The 20,673-nt window shown below is 66.1% G+C and carries 19 protein-coding genes; 9 read left to right on the forward strand and 10 right to left on the reverse strand.

Features of this window, described 5'->3' with window-relative positions:
* Window positions 1-253: 253 nt before the first annotated feature.
* Window positions 254-1,429, forward strand: a complete 1,176-nt coding sequence (gene phaZ7, locus ACTOWK_RS13470; protein ID WP_441330669.1) for an extracellular native short-chain-length polyhydroxyalkanoate depolymerase PhaZ7 — start codon at window positions 254-256, stop codon at window positions 1,427-1,429.
* Between the two features lie 51 nt (window positions 1,430-1,480).
* On the opposite strand, the gene ACTOWK_RS13475 is transcribed toward phaZ7, so the two are convergent.
* Window positions 1,481-2,164 (reverse strand): class I SAM-dependent methyltransferase, encoded by a 684-nt coding sequence (locus tag ACTOWK_RS13475; RefSeq protein WP_441330670.1) that lies wholly within the window; start codon window positions 2,162-2,164, stop codon window positions 1,481-1,483.
* Window positions 2,165-2,713: 549 nt separating this feature from the next.
* On the opposite strand from ACTOWK_RS13475, the gene ACTOWK_RS13480 reads away from it, so the two are divergent.
* Window positions 2,714-4,354 carry a tyrosinase family protein gene (locus ACTOWK_RS13480; RefSeq protein WP_441330671.1) on the forward strand — a complete coding sequence of 547 codons (1,641 nt, stop codon included), beginning with the start codon at window positions 2,714-2,716 and terminating at the stop codon, window positions 4,352-4,354.
* A 6-nt stretch (window positions 4,355-4,360) separates the two neighbouring features.
* Window positions 4,361-4,759, forward strand: a complete 399-nt coding sequence (locus tag ACTOWK_RS13485) for a hypothetical protein (RefSeq protein WP_441330672.1) — start codon at window positions 4,361-4,363, stop codon at window positions 4,757-4,759.
* Between the two features lie 88 nt (window positions 4,760-4,847).
* Here the strand turns inward: ACTOWK_RS13485 and ACTOWK_RS13490 are convergent, their stop codons facing one another.
* Both ACTOWK_RS13490 and ACTOWK_RS13495 read right to left on the reverse strand, forming a co-directional pair.
* A complete protein-coding gene (locus tag ACTOWK_RS13490) occupies window positions 4,848-5,228 on the reverse strand; it encodes a YciI family protein (RefSeq protein WP_441330673.1) in 381 nt (126 codons plus the stop codon).
* 231 nt (window positions 5,229-5,459) lie between these two features.
* Window positions 5,460-6,383 (reverse strand): M14 family metallopeptidase, encoded by a 924-nt coding sequence (locus ACTOWK_RS13495; protein WP_441330674.1) that lies wholly within the window; start codon window positions 6,381-6,383, stop codon window positions 5,460-5,462.
* 222 nt (window positions 6,384-6,605) lie between these two features.
* Here ACTOWK_RS13495 and ACTOWK_RS13500 point away from each other — a divergent pair, with 222 nt between their 5' ends.
* Window positions 6,606-6,836: a DUF4287 domain-containing protein gene (locus tag ACTOWK_RS13500; RefSeq protein ID WP_441330675.1), complete on the forward strand. Its 231-nt coding sequence runs from the start codon at window positions 6,606-6,608 to the stop codon at window positions 6,834-6,836.
* A gap of 171 nt (window positions 6,837-7,007) precedes the next feature.
* On the opposite strand, the gene ACTOWK_RS13505 is transcribed toward ACTOWK_RS13500, so the two are convergent.
* The 4 genes from ACTOWK_RS13505 to ACTOWK_RS13520 all read right to left on the reverse strand — a co-directional run bounded on the left by ACTOWK_RS13505 (window position 7,008) and on the right by ACTOWK_RS13520 (window position 12,199).
* Complete coding sequence (locus tag ACTOWK_RS13505) at window positions 7,008-7,610, reverse strand: DUF6445 family protein (protein ID WP_441330676.1); 603 nt, start codon at window positions 7,608-7,610, stop codon at window positions 7,008-7,010.
* 91 nt (window positions 7,611-7,701) lie between these two features.
* Window positions 7,702-9,144, reverse strand: a complete 1,443-nt coding sequence (locus ACTOWK_RS13510) for a glycosyltransferase (protein WP_441330677.1) — start codon at window positions 9,142-9,144, stop codon at window positions 7,702-7,704.
* Between the two features lie 372 nt (window positions 9,145-9,516).
* Window positions 9,517-9,939 carry a YqaA family protein gene (locus ACTOWK_RS13515; RefSeq protein ID WP_441330710.1) on the reverse strand — a complete coding sequence of 141 codons (423 nt, stop codon included), beginning with the start codon at window positions 9,937-9,939 and terminating at the stop codon, window positions 9,517-9,519.
* A gap of 187 nt (window positions 9,940-10,126) precedes the next feature.
* Window positions 10,127-12,199: a M13 family metallopeptidase gene (locus ACTOWK_RS13520; RefSeq protein ID WP_441330678.1), complete on the reverse strand. Its 2,073-nt coding sequence runs from the start codon at window positions 12,197-12,199 to the stop codon at window positions 10,127-10,129.
* Window positions 12,200-12,540: 341 nt separating this feature from the next.
* On the opposite strand from ACTOWK_RS13520, the gene ACTOWK_RS13525 reads away from it, so the two are divergent.
* From ACTOWK_RS13525 to ACTOWK_RS13540, 4 genes are all read left to right on the forward strand, one after another.
* Window positions 12,541-13,383: a class I SAM-dependent methyltransferase gene (locus tag ACTOWK_RS13525; RefSeq protein ID WP_441330679.1), complete on the forward strand. Its 843-nt coding sequence runs from the start codon at window positions 12,541-12,543 to the stop codon at window positions 13,381-13,383.
* Window positions 13,384-13,934: 551 nt separating this feature from the next.
* Window positions 13,935-14,294, forward strand: a complete 360-nt coding sequence (locus tag ACTOWK_RS13530) for a helix-turn-helix domain-containing protein (RefSeq protein ID WP_441330680.1) — start codon at window positions 13,935-13,937, stop codon at window positions 14,292-14,294.
* Window positions 14,295-14,560: 266 nt separating this feature from the next.
* Complete coding sequence (locus ACTOWK_RS13535; RefSeq protein WP_441330681.1) at window positions 14,561-14,857, forward strand: hypothetical protein; 297 nt, start codon at window positions 14,561-14,563, stop codon at window positions 14,855-14,857.
* Between the two features lie 269 nt (window positions 14,858-15,126).
* Window positions 15,127-16,188 (forward strand): VOC family protein, encoded by a 1,062-nt coding sequence (locus ACTOWK_RS13540; RefSeq protein ID WP_441330682.1) that lies wholly within the window; start codon window positions 15,127-15,129, stop codon window positions 16,186-16,188.
* A 189-nt stretch (window positions 16,189-16,377) separates the two neighbouring features.
* On the opposite strand, the gene ACTOWK_RS13545 is transcribed toward ACTOWK_RS13540, so the two are convergent.
* The 3 genes from ACTOWK_RS13545 to ACTOWK_RS13555 all read right to left on the reverse strand — a co-directional run bounded on the left by ACTOWK_RS13545 (window position 16,378) and on the right by ACTOWK_RS13555 (window position 19,094).
* Window positions 16,378-16,629, reverse strand: a complete 252-nt coding sequence (locus ACTOWK_RS13545; RefSeq protein ID WP_441330683.1) for a hypothetical protein — start codon at window positions 16,627-16,629, stop codon at window positions 16,378-16,380.
* A gap of 109 nt (window positions 16,630-16,738) precedes the next feature.
* Window positions 16,739-17,353: a hypothetical protein gene (locus tag ACTOWK_RS13550; RefSeq protein WP_441330684.1), complete on the reverse strand. Its 615-nt coding sequence runs from the start codon at window positions 17,351-17,353 to the stop codon at window positions 16,739-16,741.
* Window positions 17,343-19,094, reverse strand: coding sequence for a hypothetical protein (locus ACTOWK_RS13555; protein ID WP_441330685.1), 1,752 nt, complete (start codon window positions 19,092-19,094; stop codon window positions 17,343-17,345). Before ACTOWK_RS13555 ends, ACTOWK_RS13550 begins: the two co-directional genes overlap by 11 nt.
* Before the next feature lie 490 nt (window positions 19,095-19,584).
* Here ACTOWK_RS13555 and ACTOWK_RS13560 point away from each other — a divergent pair, with 490 nt between their 5' ends.
* Window positions 19,585-20,523, forward strand: coding sequence for a hypothetical protein (locus ACTOWK_RS13560; RefSeq protein WP_441330686.1), 939 nt, complete (start codon window positions 19,585-19,587; stop codon window positions 20,521-20,523).
* Window positions 20,524-20,673: the final 150 nt, after the last annotated feature.

A 20,673-nucleotide genomic window follows, 5' to 3' on the forward strand; every position in this document is an offset into this window, starting at 1 on the left:
ATGCGGGCTTTGCGTTTTTATTCGCCTGGCTTGGTCTGGTCTGGCTTGGCCGACGCCTCGGCCAAGGCCGTTACCCCCAAACCGTCGCGCCTACTCGTCGCGCTTACCCGTCGCATTAATCCGGGCCGACTGGTCCCGAAACCGCATTCCCTTTGCCCTTTGGTGCAATACCCAAGCCCGGCGCATGGGTCCAGCATCGGCCCGATCCGGCGTCCGTCGCCGTCGCACCGACACCCTGGGGAGGGAAGCGCTCATGCTCCGCACTACGCTGAAGTGGGTTCGCCTCGGTCCATCCGATTCCGTTTTCGATTCCACCCGCGCTTCCGGCATGGCCCTGGCGGCCTTGCTGCCGATGCTGGCCGCGGTTTCGCTGCTCGCCCCCTCCACCGCGCTGGCGCTGGATTGCGGCAGCAACAACGGCTACACCTGCCTGGGCACGGCATCGCAGTACGCGGGAGGGTTCAGCCCCGGCGTCGGCAGCGGCGGGTTCGGCGGCGGCGACTGCATCGCCACGCGCACACCGGTCGTATTCGTCTCCGGCAACGGCGACAGCGCGCTCAGCTTCGACATGCCGCCTGCGACAGTGACCGGTTACGCCACGCCGACCCATTCGATGTACGACGAACTCAAGGCGCGCGGCTATAACGACTGCGAACTGTTCGGCGTGACCTACCTCGATGCGGAGGAGCGCAGCTCCCCGCAGTACAACTATCACCAGCCGGCGAAGTACCAGATCCTCAAGACCTTCATCGACAAGGTCAGAGCCTACACCGGCCGCAGCCAGGTCGACATCGTCACCCATTCGCTGGGCGCGTCGATGTCGCTGGCGATGCTGCGCTACTACGGCTATCAGGCCAACGTCCGCCGCTTCGTCAACATCGGCGGCGGATTGCGCGGCCTGCAGACCTGCCTCAGCACCGGCTACCAATCGCCGTACGCACCGACCTGCAACGCCGAGGCCTACGTCTTTCCGTACGACTACTACACCTTCGGCCTGTACCCGAGCAGCGGCGTCGCCTATTACGGCTACAACCGTTGGACCGGCAGCGGCAACAACAGCCTGCGCGCGATGCCGGCCATGTACAGCGGCATCGCCTTCTACACCATCACCGCCGGCCTGCACGACCAAGTGCAGTGCTTTACCACCAGCTACTCGGCCGGCTGCAGCAGCGGCGCCTTGTTCAATGCCGCGAGCAACGTCAAGGCGCAAGTGGACATCGGCGTAGGCAGCACCGCCTATGCCTACGATTGGGACTGGAGCGACGGCAGCCCCTACAACGCCGGCGGCGGCGACACCAGCAACGGCGTCGGCCACTTCCGCTCCAAGACCAACGCCGGCCGCATCGTCTCCAACATGCTGGCGACCACCTGCACGACCGGCTGCGCGAACGGCTATGTCGGGGTCAACGGACCGGCGGTGAATCGGTAGCCAGCCCTCGCCGAGGCGATCGGCTTATGCCGATCGTCTGCCTGGCGTGACTTAAACCTGGAATTCGCCGCGCGTCGCACCCGTGCCGCGGCTGTAATGCAACAACCTGCCGCGATGCGGCGGCTCGTCGGTGTCGTTCATCGGGCAGCGCCGTTCTTCGACCGAGTAACCCTGGGCGAGCATCAAGCGGGTAAAGCGCGCGCTGTTGCCGCGGCCGGGGTCGGTGATCAGCACCTGCGCATCGTCGAAGGCGTGACGGGCGATGACTTCGCCGATCACTTCGGCCTGGTCGCGCTCGTACAGCACGTCGCTGGCGATGATCAGGTCGAAGCGGCCCAGCGTGGGCAGCGGCGTGTCCCAACGCAGGTGCCGATAGTGCACCGCCGGCAATTGATTCAGCGCGGCGTTATAGGCCAGGAAGGGTTCGGTCAGCGGATGCACGTCGCTGGCGACGATATTCGCCCCGCGCCGCTGCAACACCAGGCTGGCCAGGCCGATCCCGCAACCGAGTTCGAGGATGCGTTGGCCGCGTATGGCGAAACGGTGCATGGCCTGCGCCAGCAATTGCCCGGCCGGCCAGACCTGCCCGAACAGGCTCCATTGCGCAGCGGAAATGCCCAGGCGTTCGCCGTGGCCGTCGGGATCGCTGAACTGCTGCAGGTCGCTCAGCACACGCAGACCCCAGGCGTCGCCGCCTACGGTCAGTGCGAGTTGACGAGTGGTATAGCCCGGCACGGGCCGCTCCCAAGTGGGCGTCCCCCTGGATCAGGGCGATGACGCGTGAAAGGGAGCGAAGCGAGCGATCAAGGATCGGTCGGGCGAAACGCGCGATTGGAACGGCTTACCGACTGCATCCTACACCTGTGCGGGCAGTCGCGAGGCCGGAAGCCTGAACCGCATGTCGGAGCCGGCCGGCCTGTTGTTCGCCCAACGGCAAAGCCGCGCCTGTGCGAAAGACCGCATCGCGACGACCCGTGTCCGGCGCCCGCTCGAAACTGCGACCGCGGGCCCGACTTCGTCATCGGCCTGGCCGCCCGGCTCCCCTCACTGCGTCCATCCACGGATAAGCGCTGCATCGACCGGCGGTATCGGCGGTGCCGGCGTTCTGCATCGTTCCCTGACCGTATAGCCGCCGACTTCGAAGATGCACGCCGCGCGCACGGTGCTCGACGCCCGTCGAGGTCCAAGCCGAGCGGCATCGACGCGACAGGAAGAAGCGGCGGCAAGCGCTCAGCAGATCACGCAGCGGATTACAAATCGCCCACGAACCAGGAGGACTGCAGGATGCGCTACACACGCCGCGAATTTCTGACCACCACCGCCGCCGCACTCGGCAGCTCGATGCTGCCGTTCGGCTCGGCCCTCGCCGCCGGCGCCGAAGCGCCGGCCAAGGCCGCGCGCTATCGTCGTTACGACGTCGCCACCCCGGAAGGCCAGAAGATGCTGGTCAGCTATGCGCGCGGCATCGAAGCCATGCTCAAGCTGCCGGCCGAGCATCCGCACAATTGGTTCCGCAACGCCTTCACCCATTTCCTCGATTGCCCGCACGGCAACTGGTGGTTCTACGTCTGGCACCGGGGCTACGTGGGCTATTTCGAACGCGCCATCCGCAAGCTCAGCAACGATCCGGATTTCGCCATGCCGTTCTGGGACTGGACCCGCCATCCGGAAATCCCCTCGGGCATGTTCGACGGCGTCCTCACCCCGGTCGACGGCGCCTATTCGCCGTATACCGGCAACCTGGCCAAGTTCACTTCCTTCATCAAGCCCTCGCTCGCCAAGTACTGGGACTCGTTGTCGTCCGCACAACGCACACAGTTGCAGTCGCGCGGCTACCCGGAATTCGGCGACCTCTGGAACGACGTCACCGGCTACAGCACGGCGCAGAAGACCGGCATCTCGGGCAACCAGGCCTTCGTGGTTACCTGCGCGGCGCGCTATCTGTCGCGGTCCAATCCCAAGCTCGACGAGAAGACGACCTACGACGTCTCCCCGCACGTCATCGATTCCGGGTTGGCGCCGACCCTGTTCTACGATTCCACGATCAGCAACAGCTTCACCAGCTCTAAGACCGCCACCCATCTGGTCCAGCCCGACGGTGCGACCAAGTTCTCTATGCTCGAAGGCTTCCCGCACAACAAGGTGCACAACTACATCGGCGGGGTCGGCCCGATCGACCCGGGCCCCTACGGCAACATGACCAACTTCCTGTCGCCGGTGGACCCGATTTTCTTCCTGCACCACTCGAACATGGACCGCCTGTGGTATCTGTGGACGCAGAAACAGTTCCTGGCCGGCCTGCCGATCCTGCCGACCGGCAGCGATCTGAACACCTTCATGAACGAGCCCTTCCTGTTCTACGTCGACGGCGACGGCGGCTTCGTCGGCCCCAGCAAGGCCGGCGACTACGTCAGCACAACCGCCTTCGACTACGACTACGGCCCGGGCTATGGCAGCGAACTGCCGACGCGGCCGAAATTGCAGGCGTCGGCGGAACGGTTCGGATCGATCAAGGGCACGGTCGAAGCGAATGCGGCCTCGGTGACCTTGCCGGCGGCGTTGGTGAAGCGCCATCTGGCCGACGCCTTGCCGGCGCCGTTGATCGCCGAAGTCACCCTGGATCGTCCGGACGGATTGGCGCTCGCGCGCGAATTCGACGTGCTGGTCAACGCGCCCGCCGACGTCGGCCGGGTCGATGCGAGCAGCCCCTACTACGCCGGCACCATCGCCTTCTTCGGCCCGACCATGCCGAACATGGCGATGTCGCACTCGGCCACGTTCGCGGTGCCTTTGCGCAAGACCTTGCAGGCCTTCTCCACCGCCGAAGGCGCCAGCGCACGCCTGAACATCCGCCTGGTGCCCTCGGGCCCGCAACCGGCCGACCCGGTTCCGGTCAAGGGCGTTTCGATCACCTCGGGCGGCTGATCGGGCATGTCTCGCGGCCTCGTCGCCGTCGTTCTCGCACTCGCCCTGCTGATCGCGCAGGGCGGGTGCGCGGCGAGCCGCGATTACACGAGCCTGACGCTTCCACATGCGCCCAAACCCGGCGAGCGCGCCTTCCTCGAAGTGGAGTTGGGCGCGCTCCCCAGCGGGCACGAGGTCGAAGTGAGCAGCGATACGGGCCGGAGGCTGGGGGTGATCTCGCCCCACGCCATCCGTCCCGGTCGCGGTGCCGGCACCTATACCCTGCCGCTGCCCGCCGATGCGGTTCGCGACGCGCCGCTGCGCCTGCGGATCCGCATCACCCGCGCGGACACGGCGCCGCGCGAGGCGTCCGCCGACGAAGTACGCGGCGTGCGGGTAATCCTCAGCGGCGACGAGGGTCACTGATCGCGCTCGGCGCCCGCTTCGGTTGCAGCGGCTCAGTCGCGGTGAATCAATCGACTGGAATCAATCGACTGGAATCAATCGACTTCAGTCAGTTGACTCGAATGGGCTCGCCGCCGCACTCGCCATCGGGTTGCAACTGGCGCAATTCGCATTCGATGTCCCAGGCATCGCCGTGGACCGCCAGGAAACGGCGCGTATGCGCGATCGCCTCCTCCTTCGAGGCCGCCTCCAGCAAGGCATAGCCGCCGATCACTTCCTTGCTTTCGGTGAAGGGGCCGTCGGTGGCGGTGATCTTGCCGGCGCGCAGCCGCAGGCGTACGCCATCGGAACTCGGGGTGAGACCGGCGGTACCGATCAACACCCCGGCCTTGGTCATTTCTTCCATCAACTTGCCCATGTCGGCCAGCAGTTGTTCGCTGGGCGGTTGGCAAGTGGCCTCGTTGATCCGGATCATCGAAAGAAAGCGCATGCAGGTCTCCTGGTGGTCGCATCGATGGAGCGCGGCGGCCGGGAATCCGGCGCTTACAACCCGCTCCTGTCAGAACGACGAACCGGCGGGGCGGAAATCGACACGCCCGCGAAGATCGATGCATGGCCGGGACAGGCCGGCCCAGAGCCGCTCAGGCCCTACCTACATGAGGCCGCCCCGGAGGGCCGCCGTTGGGATTGGCAACGCCGGCCTGGACCGGCGCCATGGCGCTCAGGCCTGGCGGGCCAAAGCGAAATCGATGGCCGCGCACACCGCCGCCGCCTGCGCGGCATTGCACTGCTCCGGGGTGGCGCGCGGGCTGTCCGGATAGACCTCGGTCGTGGTGCGATAGCGGGCATCGGTGATGCCGGCGCAGAGGCCGAGCGATTTGACCGGGTAATTGATCACCCCGTGCGCGACCACGGTCGCGCCGATGATCTCGCCCTGGGCGTCGGCCGGGGCGATATGGGTGACTTTCTCGACCGCGGCGATCACCGCCTGCTGGAACTCGGGCTGCGGGTCTTCGCTGTCGCCGACCAGATAGAAGCCATCGGGGATTTCCCCCGGTTCGTAGGGCTTGCCGTCGCGCGCGGCCAAGGCCGGGCGAAACTCCGACTCGTCGCTGTCGGTGGTTTCGTGCAGGTCGATGTGCACCGACACCTCGGTGCGCAGCGGCGCGACCAGGCGCATCAGCGCCGCCGATTCCTCGGCCGGGCTGCCGTCGCGGAACGAGCGGTTCGGGTCGATCGCATCGACGTTCCAGCGGTGGATGCGTTCGTAGGCCCAGGGGCTGACGCAGGGCGCGACCAGCAGATTGGCGCGGCCGGCATAGTCGGCGGCATGGCGCTCGACGAATTCCAGCGCGCCGTGCACGCCGCTGGTTTCGTAACCGTGCACCCCGCCGGTGACGAGCATGCAGGGCAAACCGTCCTGCCAGTCGCGGCTCTTGATCGCGAACAGCGGGTAACTGTCGGGGGCGTAGTCGAGGCGGCCGTACTCGACCACGTCGAAACGCGAGCGCAGACGCTCGATCGCGCTCACCACGTCGGCCTGGTAGCTGCGATGACGGACCTGGCTGGAACGCCATTCGGCGATTTCCGCCGCGCCCCAGGGTTGTCCGGGCGTGCCGATCGGGTAGAAGGCTGGTGCGGTCATCGCGTCGCTCGCTCTGGTGCGTGATGGAAAGACCGGCATTTTAGCATCGGCCCGGCACGCGCCAGGGCCGGCGGCCTCTGCCGCCGCCGGGATCGCGAGGGGCGCTGCCGGCGCCCTTCGCTTTTTTGTTCTGGATCGTGTCGATTCGTCGGCGCCTCGTTCGTCGAGTGGGTACAAGGGCGAAAACCGACCGCCCCGACCACCACTCCAGGAGCCGCATCGATGTCCTTCCAGGCCTATCTCGACAACATCCAGACCAAGACCGGCAAGACCCCGGCCCAGTTTCGCGCGCTCGCCAAAAGCAAGGGCTTCGCCGACGCCAAGGGCCTGAAGCCGGGCGTCAAGGCCGGCGAGATCATCGCCTGGCTCAAGCAGGACTTCGAACTCGGGCAAGGCCACGCGATGGCCATCGTCGCCCTGCTCAAGGGCAGCAAGAAGGAAGGCGACCAGTAAAGGCGCTGCCCGGCACGCGCCCCGCGACGATCGATGCGCGGGGCAGCGAGCGTTGGATACTCCCGATGGGAGCCGGCATCGGGCCGGTGCTCTCGCCTCGCTCGGCGGTCACTCGACGATGTCGACGAACCGCAACAAGACGCCCAGGAACCGCGTCTTACCGTCAACGGCTCATGCCGCCTCGAAGAACATCAGGTACACCAAGCGGCCGTTCTGCAGGCTGTCGCCGAAGCCCGCGCCGGCGGTATGCCACAGCCACGGCCGCAGCAGGATCAGGCGATTGAAGCGCATCGGCACGGTCATCGTGGTTTCCCAGCAACTGTCGTCGAGGCCGTCGCGCTCGATGATGTCCTGATGGGCTTCGTCGATCGAGGAATAACCCAACTCGGCCAGCTCGCGCTCGTTCATCGGGCGGCGATCGGTGTTGGTGCGGCGATGACGGAAGAAATCGGTGCCGCCGCGGCAGTCCTCGGGACGGCTGAGGTAGAGCACGCCGGACCAATAACCGGGGTCGACATGAACTTTGCCGCGGCCCAGGTCCGAGCCCAGGGTGACGCGGAATTTCGCATGCGACCCCAGGGGCGAGATCGCCTTGAGCCGCTCGCCGACGATGCTGGACACGTACGGGGCCAACCCGTCCAGCTCGATCCGTTCCAGCGAATTACGCCCCGGGAACGCGCCCTGCTGATCCGGATAGGTCAGGCGCAGCGCTGCATCGCGCAGCCCGTTCGCGTGCTCGAAGAAGTCGTCGACAACGATCAGGGAAGTGGGCATGTCTGCGGCAGGAGGATCAGTTTGGGGACGAAACCGGAGCGGTAGGACAAGCTGGAACGGATCGAGTTGGGTCAGATCAAATTAAATCAGATCAAGTTGGATCAGGGCAGGCTGGACCCGGAGCAACCGCCAAAGTCAGCAGACCGCCGGCGAACAGACGATGCTCGGCCTCGATGCGTTCCATTTCGTCCGAAGCCAGGTCGGCGCAACGCTGCCCCAGCAACTGCGTCGCCAGCGCGACCGTCTCCGGCCGCAGCGTGGTGCTCGCATAGTCGTTCAGGCTGCGACCGCTCGGGTCCAGACTACGCACCAGCGGGCTCAGTTGCACCTGCAGGGTTTCGAAATCCGGCTCCGGCGGCAAGGGATGCTCCAGGCGATCCAACGCCGCCAGCAGGCTACGCTCGAACGCCTCGACCGACCACCGCTCGTCGATGAGCGCGGCCCCGCGCCGGCATTGCCCGGCGATCGCATCGCGCTGGCCGAGGTCGCCGAGGATGCGTTCGGCGACGCAGCGGTACGCCGCCGGGTCTTGCCGGCCGTCGGCCTGCGCCGCCATCGCCGGCGTTTCCAGCACGGTGATGCCGTTCGCGGGCGGCAGCAGGAAACGGTTGTTGCCGACACCATTGGTATAGACCGGGCAGCCGTTGTGCACCGACTCCAGCACGTAGAAACCGAACGGCTCGGGAAAGCGGTTATAAGCCAGGGCGAAATGACTGGCCCGCATCAGCCGGAACAAGGCACGCTGGTTGAGATTCGGCACCGGCACGAAGTAGTCGTCGCAGGAGCGGCCGCTCCCGGCCAGCATCGCGTCCATCGCCCGGCGGGCATCGAGCGTCAGCGACGATTCCGATACCAACAGCTTGATGCCCTTCGCGCTGGGGCCGCCGCGCAATTCGTTGAGCCAGTACATCACGCTCAAAGTGGCGAACCAGTCCTGCTTGCCCGGCTGCAAGGCATGCCCCCAGATCAGGCCGCCTTCGAACCGGCGCAGGATCTGCGGCGGGATATCGGCGCCGTAGCCGAAACCGGGGTGGCCATCGGGGCTTTCGACGCAGGGCACGGGCAGTTGCAGGCTGGTCAGGGCGCGCATGCCGTGCGGGTTGAGACAGCTGCGGCGGTGCCAGTTGGGAAAGGCGAAGGTCGCGTGCAGAGTGCGTTCGAGATAAGGCGAGTTCGCGCAATGCAGGTCGATGTCGCGCGAGGTCATCCACACCCCGGTGCCGAAGGCCAGGCCGTGGTACAGCATCAGATTGCGCCGCGACCAACCGCGGCTCGGTGTACGGATCGAGGTGCCGGCGCCGTCGAACAGGGCCACGTCCGGCGCCGAGCAGGCATCCAGCGCGGCCAGGCGAGCGCTCAACGCGAACGGCAGCATGGCTTCTTCGCCGAGATCGCTGCGCGGCGGCTCGAATGCGCGCACTCGCCAGCGATGCCGGGCCAGGATCGTACCGATCGTGTCGTTGACGTAGCCGACCGAGCCGTGGAACGGCGGACCGCCGGTCTTCGACAGCATCAACGCGATAGAGCCGGCCATGCGTACATCCCTGTGTTGATGAAGTTCGGCGACGAGCGCGGCGACCGCCCTCGTCCTGGCCGAACCCCGCGCGCGCGGGCAGCGAAACCTAAGGACAAGACAGATGCCGCAGCGGCCGATAAGGCTGCTTCAGCACCTCATGGGCGCATTGTACAAGCCCCACTTGAGCGAGCCGAGACTGTCGCGTGGGTCTTGACAGTGGTAGATGCACACCGAGAGCTTTTGGTTGCATGGCGGACGAACCGCTGCCGTGTGGCCCGGCGCGGTGCGGTATTCCGAATCGGCTGCGGACACGACCCGGCAGGCCGTCGACAAGTACCGTCCATGCATCCAGGCAGCATCGCAGCAACGCCCGGGCGGCCGTCGACGCACTCAGGCATAGCGCATGACGACGATCGCCAGCACGAGGTAACGCGCAGTCTTGGCGACGCTCACCATCGGCAAAAACACCCTCAGGCGCTCGCGCATGACCCCGGCGGCGAGCGTCAGCGGGTCGCCCACGATCGGCAACCAGCTCAACAGCAGCGTCCACCTGCCGAAACGGCCGTACCAGGCGCGGGCCCGCGCCAACGCCGCGGGCTTGACCGGGAAAAATCGGTGATGGCTGAAACGTACCGCTTCGCGCCCGAGCCACCAGTTGACGGTCGAGCCGAGCACGTTGCCGACGCTGGCCACCAGCACCAGCCGCCATGGCGTATAACCGGACACGACCATTCCGGCCAGCACGGTTTCCGATTGCGCAGGCAGCAAGGTGGCGGCGACGAACGCGGTGAGGAACAGTCCCAGATAAGCCATCTCAGGCATTCTAGCCTCCCCGCCGCCGCGCCTCGGTTTCGAGGCCACCGCGACGAGCAGCGCGCTCCGGCGCCGCAAACGAAACGGGGCCGCGTTCCTTCGTCCGGATCGGACTCGGAAAGCGGCCCCTGTTTCGCAAACATCCGGTCCGGTGCGAAGCCCGCTTGGGCGAGCTTCGCCGCTTACCTCACCAGATCCGCACGCGCTTGTCCGGCGTGAGGTACATCGCATCGCCCGGCTTCACGTCGAACGCGCGATACCACGGGTCGAAATTGCGCAGCGGGCCGTTGGCACGGTACTGCGAGGGCGAGTGCGGGTTGGTCTTGATCTGGTTGAGCAGCGCTTCGTCGCGGTACTTGCCATTCCAGATCTGGCCCCACGACAGGAAGAAACGCTGGTCGCCGCTCAGACCGTCGATCACCGGCGCCGGCTTGCCGCCGAGGCTGAGCTGATAGGCGGTATAGGCCATCGAAATGCCGCCGACGTCGCCGATGTTCTCGCCCATGGTCAGCGCACCGTTGACGCATTGGCCCGGCAACGGGCAGAACGCGTCGTACTGGGCGCCGAGGGCCTGGGTGCGCTGCTCGAAACCGGCGCGGTCGGCGTCGGTCCACCAGTTGCGCTGGATGCCGGCGTAGTCCGACTTGCTGCCCTGGTCGTCGAAACCGTGGCCCATCTCGTGGCCGATCACCGCGCCGATGCCGCCGTAGTTCACCGCCGGGTCGGCATTGAGATCGAAGAACGGCGCCTGCAGGATGCCCGCCGGGAACACGATCTCGTTGAAGGTCGAGTTGTAATAAGCATTGACCGTCTGCGGCGTCATGAACCACTCGTCGCGGTCCGGACGCGTGCCGATGCGGCGGACCTGGTCGTTACGGCCATAGCCGCGCAGTTGCATGACGTTCGCCATCAGGTCGCCCGGGACGATGGCGACGCTGCCGTAGTCGCGCCACTTGTCCGGATAGCCGACCTTGGGGCGGAAGCTGGCGAGCTTGCGATAGGCCTCGGCCTTGGTGCCCTCGCCCATCCAGTCGATCTTCTCGATGTTGCTGCGCAGGGCCTTGCGCAGGTTTTCCACCAAGGTCTGCATCGCGGCCTTGGCCTGCGGCGAGAAATGGCGTTCGACATAAAGCTTGCCCATGGCATCGCCGAGGCCGTCGCTGCCGGCGACCGTCGCCACCGCGCGCTTCCAGTCGTCGCGCTGGGCCTTCTGGCCGCTCAACACCGTGCCGGTGAAGGCGAAGGAGGCATCGTCGATCTCGCGGCTCAACAGCGGCGCGTTGTTGCGCACGGCATGGAAGCTCAGGTAATCGCGCCACACCGGCAAGGGCGTGGCCGCGATCGCGTCGAGCACCGGCTGCACCGCGCTCGGGGTGATGACGTTGACGCGGTCCAGCGCCGGCATGCCCTGCGCCTTGACCTGCGCGGCCCAGTCGTAGCCCGGGTACTGCTTGGCCAGTTCGGTGAAGCTGGCGACGTTATAGGTCTTGTCGCGGTCGCGCAGCTTGGCGCGCTCCCATTGCGGCTTGGCCAGTTCGGTCTCCAGCGCCAGCACCGCCTGTGCGCGCGCCTTCGCATCGCTGACACCGGCGAAACCGAGCATGCGCTCGATATGCGCGAGATAGGCGGTGCGGATGCCGACGAAGCGTGCGTCCTGGTTGAGGTAATAGTCGCGATCCGGCAAGCCGAGGCCGCCGACGCGCAGGCCGACCAGGTACTGGTCCGGGTCCTTGCGGTCCAGGTCGACGCCGAAACGCAGCGGCGCGGTGGTGCCGTCGAGGTCGGTGTTGCCGAAGGCCGCGATCAGCGCCTGCTTCGAGTCGATCGCGGCGATGCGGTCGAGCACCGGCTGCAGCGGACGGATGCCGGCGGCGTCGCGGGCGGCGCGGTCCATGTAGCTGGCGTAATAGTCGCACAACTTCAGCGCGTCGCTGCCCGGCGCCAGGTCCTTGCGTTGCTGCAGCGATTCGATGATCGCGTGCACCTGCGCCTCGGACTGGTCGCGCAGCATGTTGAACGAGCCGTACGAGGTCTCGTAGTCCTTCAGCTGATAGGTGTCGAGCCAGTGGCCGCTGACGTAGCGATTGAAGTCGTCGCCGGGCTTGACCTGGGTGTCGCGCGCCGACATGTCGACGCCGAAGCTGCCGAGCCGGGGCTGCCCCTTGCCAGCGGCGCCGGCCGCGGAGTCGGCGGCGTGGACGGAAGGAATAGCCAGCGCGGCGGCAAGCGCCAGGCCCAGGCTCAAACGTGAAGGCTTCATATGCGGTCCCCGCTGGAAAGGCCGCAGCCTAGCGCAGCCGGGCCGGCCTGTCGTAGGCCGATGGTTTGGGGCCCGCAGTCATAAGGCCAGCAATGGCACAGATATCCGCCGCGGCCACACGCGTGAGTTTTGGCCCCACAAGCTTCGGGCCGAGCCCGGCCCGGACCCGGCCAGTCCCGGCTAATCCCGGCCTGTATCCGGCGCCAGCAGGCCAACCCGGCGCTTCGCCGACTTCTGGCTGCGGTCGGCCCGCCGCGCTATCGTTCCGTCCCACGCTCGGGCTTGCTCCTCGATCACCCGCCTGCGCTCATCCCGATCACCGCCCAAGGAAACGCCCCGCCGTGCCGCATTACTCCGGTCCCCTGCTCACTCGTCCCGATGCCGAAACACTGCTGGCCGCGCGCACTGCCGGCACCGGCCTCTGGACCGGCTCGCTGGACCTGGGCCGTTCGAGCGGCGAAGCGCAGTTGGAAGCGGACGCCTGGGTGTGGCGCGACCAGCGTTATCCGTACCCGTCCAAACTCAAGGACCGCACCATCTACCACTGGGACGGCGAGGACTTCGCCCCGGTGTCGCGCTTCTCCGGCTCGCTGATCAAGCTGGTGCCGACCGAATGGGGCGCGCCGACCTTCGAGATCGACGGCATCAAGATGCTGCCCACCTCGAAGGCTTCGCCAGTCGACGATGCGCAGCGCAAGGTCGCCTTGGTCGAACCGCGCGGCAAGGTCGTGTTGGACACCTGCGGCGGCCTGGGCTATTTCGCCGCCTGCTGCCTCGAAGCCGGCGCCGCCCAGATCCATTCGTTCGAGAAGAACGAAGACGTGCTGTGGCTGCGCACCCTCAATCCGTGGTCGCCCGACCCGGAGGCCGCGTCGAGCGGCGGCCGCCTGCAACTGACCCATGCCGACGTTTCGCACGCGATCGCCCGGATCGCCGATGCCTCGGTCGACGCGCTGCTACACGACCCGCCGCGCTTCGGCATAGCCGGCGAGCTGTACTCGCAGACCTTCTACGACCACCTGGCGCGGGTGCTGCGGCGCGGCGGGCGCCTGTTCCACTACACCGGCAGCCCGAACAAACTCACCAGCGGCCGCGATGTCCCGCGCGAAGTGGCCAAGCGGCTCGACCAGGCCGGCTTCAAGGCCGAGCTGGCGCTGGACGGCGTGCTGGGCACCCGGCGCTGAATCGAACGTCGCGACCGAACTGATCGGGCTCGGTCGGAGCCGCCATCCGCGCCGACCGGACCGTTGCATCAACGCAACCAAAGCAACCGAACCATCCCGCTTCGGCTGCGCCGACTCGACGCGCGGCAACGCCGTGCGCGTCGTCCGATCCATCCGATCACGCTAACGCTGACTAACCTTGGCTAACGCCCGATCAACTCGCTGCGCAGTCATCGACCCGACTCATCGCCTTCCGATCGCCTGAGCACGCGAACTTCATCGCGATTTCCCGGCCTGCGAACCTTCCCGTTTCCTGCCGAACCTCGGCCGCCAGCGAATCCCGATTCGCGGCCGAGGTGTCGTCTCACAAGAAACGCGCAGCAAAACAGCAGGATACGAACCGGCAGGTTTCCGAAAGGCGAGCAGTGGATCTGGCGGTCAAGGTGATCGCCGACGCATCGCAATCCATTCTGCCTCTCTACCCGTCGATGTTCGGACGGACGCCGAGGAGAGGGAGCCGCGATGTGGGGCCGCTCGGACGCGGTCACCCCCATACCCGCGAGGATCGTTCAATGGACTACTTCATCCTGCCCGCCCCCTCCGCAGACGACGAGCTCGCCTCGGCGTCGGCCTTCGCGCTTGCTCTGTCCGGTAACGGCGATGCCGTCGCGACCGCCGACCACGCGAAGCCGCTGCTGGACCGGGGACAGGTCGTTCTAGACAAGGCGCTGTTGCGTCGGCTACGGCAAAGCCGCCTGTTGAGCCAACAGGACCTGGCCGACGACTGTTGGCGGCGCAACATCCGCGTGTCCATCGCCACGATAAAACGCGCCGAATCCGGCCGCGCCGTGCGCTTCCGCATCGCTCACGAGCTGGCCCGCTGCTTCGACGTGCCGGTCATGCGGATCGTTCGGACGCCACCGGCCGCATAGGCGGGAAGCGACGGCAAGCAGTGTCGCCCGATTGCACGCAGTGCGATGGAACTGATACCTGCGTGAGCGTTTATTGAAACTGCTTGTGCGAATGCCTTCACGAATACTGTGGCTGCAGCGTTGATTCGCGGGGAGGCGACGATGCAAAGCGCCTCCCTCCGATCGCACAGGGGAAACGCGATACCTGACGACCAACAGCCGCACACAGGCAAACACCGTTTCATTCATTCCGCGACATCACTCACACCAGGAAAGGGAATATCCACATGGCAACCGCGATCAAAGTAAGCGCCTGCGACAACGAACTCTACATCGTCGCATCGACCGGAGCGGGCACCTCCGAGATCCTCCACATCACCTCCGGCTACAACGACCCGGTGAACTACGCCGTCAACCTGAACTCGATCCTGCCGCCCGGCAAGTACGACCTGACCATGGTCGGCATCAACTGGGGCGGCCCGGCCAAGTTCGCCGTCACCGTCGGCACCACGCCGTACACCTACAACAATGCCAGCGCGCCGGTCGGCGCGGTCTGGACTCAGACGGTGTCGGTCACGGTCTAAACCACTGATCGGGTAATCCTGAGGACGCAGTGGGGTCTGCCAAGGGCATCGGCAGGCCGCATTGCGTCCACACGGATGATTGACGCGACAAGCAGCGCGCTCAGGACAAGGTCGCGACGGGGCTGGCGAAAGCGCTCGCTCCGACGAGTTGTCCGAACGATGTGCCCCTGCTCCGTTGCCAGCAACAGCGATCCTGCGGGCCGCAAATATTCATCCACCCGTGCTCTACAGCGGCCGTTTGTGCTCGCATCGAGGCCGGCCGTGCTCGCATGCTGCGTACCATCGCACTGCAGGTACAGAGGTTGGGAATGAAGTTGAAGCGAAGCAAGAGCGCAACACGCACGTTCGTGCTGTGGTCGGCCCTGATCCTGGGCATCGTTCCATCCGCGGCCATCGCCGCAGAGTCGCTCGGAGGCACCACCGAGATCGACCACGCCCTGTTATGGGGACGCGACATCGACCAGATCAGCGCGGTCATGGCGGTCAAACTCGGCTTCCAGGTCCGGCCGGGGCGCAGCACGGGAGGCGTGGCCAACCCCTATGTGCGGATGGCCGATCGCAGTTATCTGGAGTTGTTCGGCATCCTGCGAGCGGATGCTGAGCTGGACCCGGGCATGCAGGCGGACCAGGCTTCGCTGCGCGGTGGCGCGGGTTCACGGACTTTCGGTCTGCGCTCGGCGATCCTCGACCAAGCCCACAAGTTCCTGCAGCAACAGGCGTTCGCGCCGACACCGATCTTCACTGCCGCGCTTACCGATCCCGACGGCGACGGCCCAACCAGGCCGCCCCGTTGGCGGCTGTTCGCGTTCGAACCGCAGCCGCTGTCGAGCCATCTGTTCTTCATCGATTACGCGACCCTGGAAGCCAGCCCGGGTCGCGCCTCCGACGCGCGCATCGCGCCTCGACACCCCAATAGTGCGCAAGCCCTGACCGGACTATGGTTGCTGTCCTCCGATGCCGATGCCGACCGCAAGCAGTTCGAGCGGATGGGCCTCGGCGGTGCCAAGCCTGTCCGCATTCCGCAGATAGCCGCCCGGGGCTATTGCGTACCGGTGGGCCAGAAACAGGTGTTCGCTCTGCAACCCGATGGCCCCGGCCCGGCCGCGGAGGCGCTGCGCAGCGGCGGCGAGCAAGTGCTGGGTATCAGCATGGCCGTGGCCGATATCGACGTGGCGAAACGGCGGGTCGAGCGCGGCTATGAAACCGAGCTCGCGAGCTATCGTGGAGCGCTGGGCGATGCGTTCCTGGCGCCTACCCAAGGCGATCTCGGTCTGCTGATCGAGTTCCACGCTGCGTCGCAAGCCGCTGCCTGCGCTGGTGCCGCGGATTAAGGCTTGGGCCAGTGAGGCTTGGGCTGGCCGCGGACTGGCTCACTCCGCCGCGTTCGGCGCGCGGCGGAGTGTTTGCGACGAGTGCATTTGATCGGACCATGGCGAGGCCCGAATCGCACCCGCGAATCGGCGACAGCGAGGCACTTTATTGGGCCGCTCGACCGAAGCGGGTTCTGTCGCTACCACCCGTCACGGCACTTCGCATTTCCAGATCGAATCCGCGAGCCAGAGGTTGGCCCGGGTGACGTGGTTGTAGATCTCTTCCAACGGCGAACCGGCCTGCGCCGAGCATTTGGCGATGGCGTCGGCCCGGGCATCCTCAAGGGCGATACCGGGGTCGTAGCTCTGGCCGTGCCCGCTCACGGTCACGATGTCGGCGAACGCCGAGCCGGAAACGGCCAACAGCAGGGACGACGCGATGACGAGGGACGCTCGTTTCATGCTCATTCTCCGATACGGACCAGGACCCACGCATTCGACTCGCGCCATCGGCAGGCGACCGTGAAGATCGGGTAAGCGGAACGTAAAGCGCCTCGGAGCGCGAGTGCAACTAAGCCTGCGCCAGATACTTCAACCGCACGACCTCGATGGCGGATTCATCGAGCAGCTTGAGGGTGCTGTCGATCTCGACATCGCCAAGCGGGAACACCGGATCGCGCTCCACGCTCAACGAAGCGCGGGCCAGGCTCGCGCGCGCTTCGACCAGCTTGGGCAGCAGTTCCACTGCCGAATACTTCACGCCGTTCTCGCTACGCTCGAAATGATTGGCGAACACGGTCAACAGGCCGCCGATCATCGCGACCGTGGAGCCGACGACCGCGACGCCCTCTTTCGGCAGCCCCAGTTGTCCGGCCATAAGCGCCATCACCGCACCTACCGCGCCGGCGACCGCCGCGACCAACCCGCCAGCGAGTCTCAAGCGGGCGATGCGCCGGCTGCGATGGCGCAAGGCTTGAATCAGGCCTTCGATATCGGGCTGGAGCCGCGCTGCCGCCTCGCCTATCAACGCCAGCCGGGCCGCGCGCGGGTTGGGTACGGCATCGTCTTCGCCCAGGACCAGATCGGTGGAGAACAACGCGTCGGCATCGGGGAAGGCCTTCTTGAGCGCATCGACCCGCTCGGGGCTGACACGCTTCAGGTAAGAAACGACAAAGTTACTTCTCATGATCGAACCCGAAGTAGTGTTGAAACAAGGCCTGCAGGCCGAAGAACATGAAAGCCCCTACCAGCACCAGCACGAACATCAGCAGAACCCGCCATAGCAATATCGCGTAGCAGAGCAGGCCTACGAGTGTCGCCAGGCCTCCGGCCCACACGACGGTCCGTTGGCCGATATATTCGACCCGGGAGATCAGCCCCTTGCGCGGCATGAGATTCGCGCGCAACCACTCCCAGCCATTGAGGGCTGCCAGGAGCGCGAAACCGCAGAGCAAGAATTTCCAAGGCGCCTCACGGACCGCGGTGCGCAACCCACCGGCCACGCCCTTGTCCAGAAGCGGCCGGCTTTCCTGCTCCCATTGCTGGAAATAGTCGGTGAAGTCTTCGTCGGTTTGCGCGGCGCCGCTGGGAATGCGGATCACGCTGATGGCCTCGCCCTGCCCTCGCAACTCGCTGACTGTTCCGACCGTGAGCTCCAGGTACTCGGCCGAATGCCCGGCATCCAGCGCGATTTTTCCGATGCCGTCGAACGCTGCGAACAGCTCGCCGACGGCCATCGGCCGGTCCGGGATGGCCTGCAGCAGCGTGCTTACCTGGCTGGCACTGATCGGATGAGTAAAGCCGAAGTACGCTCCTTCGTTGGCCGAGCTGCAGCCGATGGGCACCAGCAGCACGCCTTGCTCGACGGCACGTTGCAACAGTCCCGGCAGATCCAGCGCCAGCGGCTCGCGCCCGGGCCCGCGATCCATGACGAACTGTCGGTTCTCCATATGACCGACCAGGATCAGGGTCTTGCCCTTGAATTCAGACAACAACCGGTCGACGTCGGCATGTTCCAGTAACCGAGAACCGCGTTTCGATGTACCCCAACCGGCATCCAACCCAGCGATGGCGTCGTGGGCGACCACCCGGTCGAGAAAGTAGACGACCTCCGGCGCGCCGCCGGGCAATGGATTTTCCAAGGCCTTGAGCGCGCGCCAGGTCGACTCGATCTGCGGCGAACGGAACTGCCACTGGTCCAGCGCCAGCTTCGACAGGACCGGGCTGTTGCGAATGTAGGCGTTCAGGGCCTGCTGCCGATAGCCGAGTTCGTGTTCGCTCAACTTCCCGGGAGCGGCGAACTCGATATCGGACAAACGCAGCAAGCGATCGGACCGGGCCCCGTCGCCGTCGAGCAGAGGAAATTGCTCCCGCAGCGCCGCCCTATCGGCGTGCATCGACTCCCGCCACGCATCCACGATACGAGGGGGCATCTCGTCCAAGCTTGCGTCCGCCTGTCGCTTCCTGGCGAATGCCACTAACTGTTTCGCATCGGCGGAGCGTAGCTTCGACACCCATTCGGCGTTGTGGGCGTCGATGCGCCGTTCCATTTCGGCCAGATACCGCTTGCCCGCAGCTGCGGTTTCAGTCGGACCCGTCGCTCGTGCCGCTGCGGTCTGCAGCGACAAACCCGCACCGTGCAGTCCGCTGAGGTAGGCCTGCAATTCTCCGGGAGAGAGGCCGTCGACCCATTCCCTGGCTGCCCTGAGCGTGCCGTTCGCGAGTTCCTGGTCGGTGGCCGTCGCCTCTTGTCGCAGCCTGTACTCCACTTCGGCACGCTCGAACGCTTGCCGTTGTCGCTGCGTTTCGACGGTTTCGACATGGGCCTTGCCAGGCTCGACACGCGAGGAGGATCGGCCGCGCTGCGCACTGGCGTCGGCTGCAAAGATAGTCAACACCAGGCACATCGCAAGCGACGACCAACGCATAGTCAGATCCCCCTTCCTTGCCGAGCCTGCGCCTGTGCGTCGACCGTGCGCGTGGCCCGCCCTTCCTCCACAACGCAGCGGCGCGAGCGCAACGGCCATCGAGCGCTTCGACGCGGCCATAAGTGCTTCACGCCCAGCCCGAGACCTCGCGAAAGCACATTCAACGATCAGGAAAGAGCGATCAGCAGCCGGCCCGCATCCATGCTTCGCTGCCGCCGCTTGTCTCCCTCTCCCGCATGCGCGTCAAAGGGCCTGGATGAAGGCGTGCGAGTCCATCGGTCGCGAAACGATTCGCGTCCACCGCGTTTTTATTTGTAAGCCCGCAAGCGAACTTGCGGCGACGCTTCACCTGCCATGACCTTGCGCACTGTCCGGTCCCGACACGATTACGTTCTCTTGGACTGGCCTATTCCGACCACCGGTCCGTCGATGCGACGCAGCCATGCCGGCGTTCGCCTCATCGTGCCGAAGTTTTCCGAAGGAACCCAAGATGCATCGTCGTGACTTACTCCGCTTCGCCGCCCTTTCGCCCTTGCTCGCCGCCGCAGGCGGAGCCATTGCCGCCGAGGCGCCGGGGCCGATCGACCTGATGCCGAAGCTCTGGCAAGCCTACGACGACAGCCGAGACGCGGACGACCGCGCACGAGCGCTCGCAGCGACGTTCTTCAGCGAGCATGCCGAGGTCTATGCCGGCGCCGGCCTGAAACCGACGCCCGAACGCCTGGGCAAATGGCTGCCGCAGTTCGACGCGATGGCCGGCCGGGTACGCACGCTCAGCGCCGACTTCGGCCGCCACTACCGGCGCCATGTGCAACACTTCCAGGTCGAGTTTCCCGAATTCCGCCGCGAGCGCGCGCCGATCTATCTGATGCCCTCGCTGTTCGGCTTCGACGGCCATCTGCAGCCGTGGCAGGGCAAGTTGCCGTTGTTCATCGGCATCGACGGCATCGTCCGCTACCACGGCGCCGAGGCGAACCTGTCGGTGTTCCTCGATCACGAGTCCTTCCACCTCTATCACGCGCAGTTGCTGCCCGATCTGATCGTCGACGACGCTCCGCCGGTGTACGGCTCGCTGTGGAGCGAAGGCATCGCCACCTACGTCAGCGAACGCCTCAACCCGGACGCAAGCCTGCTGCAGGTGCTGCTCGACGACCGCAAGCTCGCCCAGGCCGACGCGGCGACCGTGCGCGATCTCGCCAGCGGATTGCTGAAGGTGCTCGACTCGGTCGCGGCGGACGACTCCAACCGTTACTTCAGCGCCGGCCATCGGGGCCCGGAGCCGGCGCGCGGCGGCTACCTGGTTGGCCTGATCCTTGCACGCAGGATCGGCCGCGACCTGCCCTTGGCGCAGTTGCCGCAGATACCCACGCCGAAGGTCCGTCAGTTGCTCGAACACCACTTGGCGGAACTGGCGCAAGGCGCGGCATGACGCCCAAGGTCGCCGTCCGTCGCCTGCCCGGTCCCGCAGCCGCCTCCCTGACCCGCTTTTAATGCGCGCCCTGCTTTAATCCCCAGGTTCCGACTGGCCTGTCGCTGCGTCTGGGGATCGGAAAGCAGCGATGGGCCATTGCCGTCCCCA

The organism is Lysobacter sp. CA196 (assembly GCF_052078695.1).
Classification (GTDB): Bacteria; Pseudomonadota; Gammaproteobacteria; order Xanthomonadales; family Xanthomonadaceae; genus Lysobacter.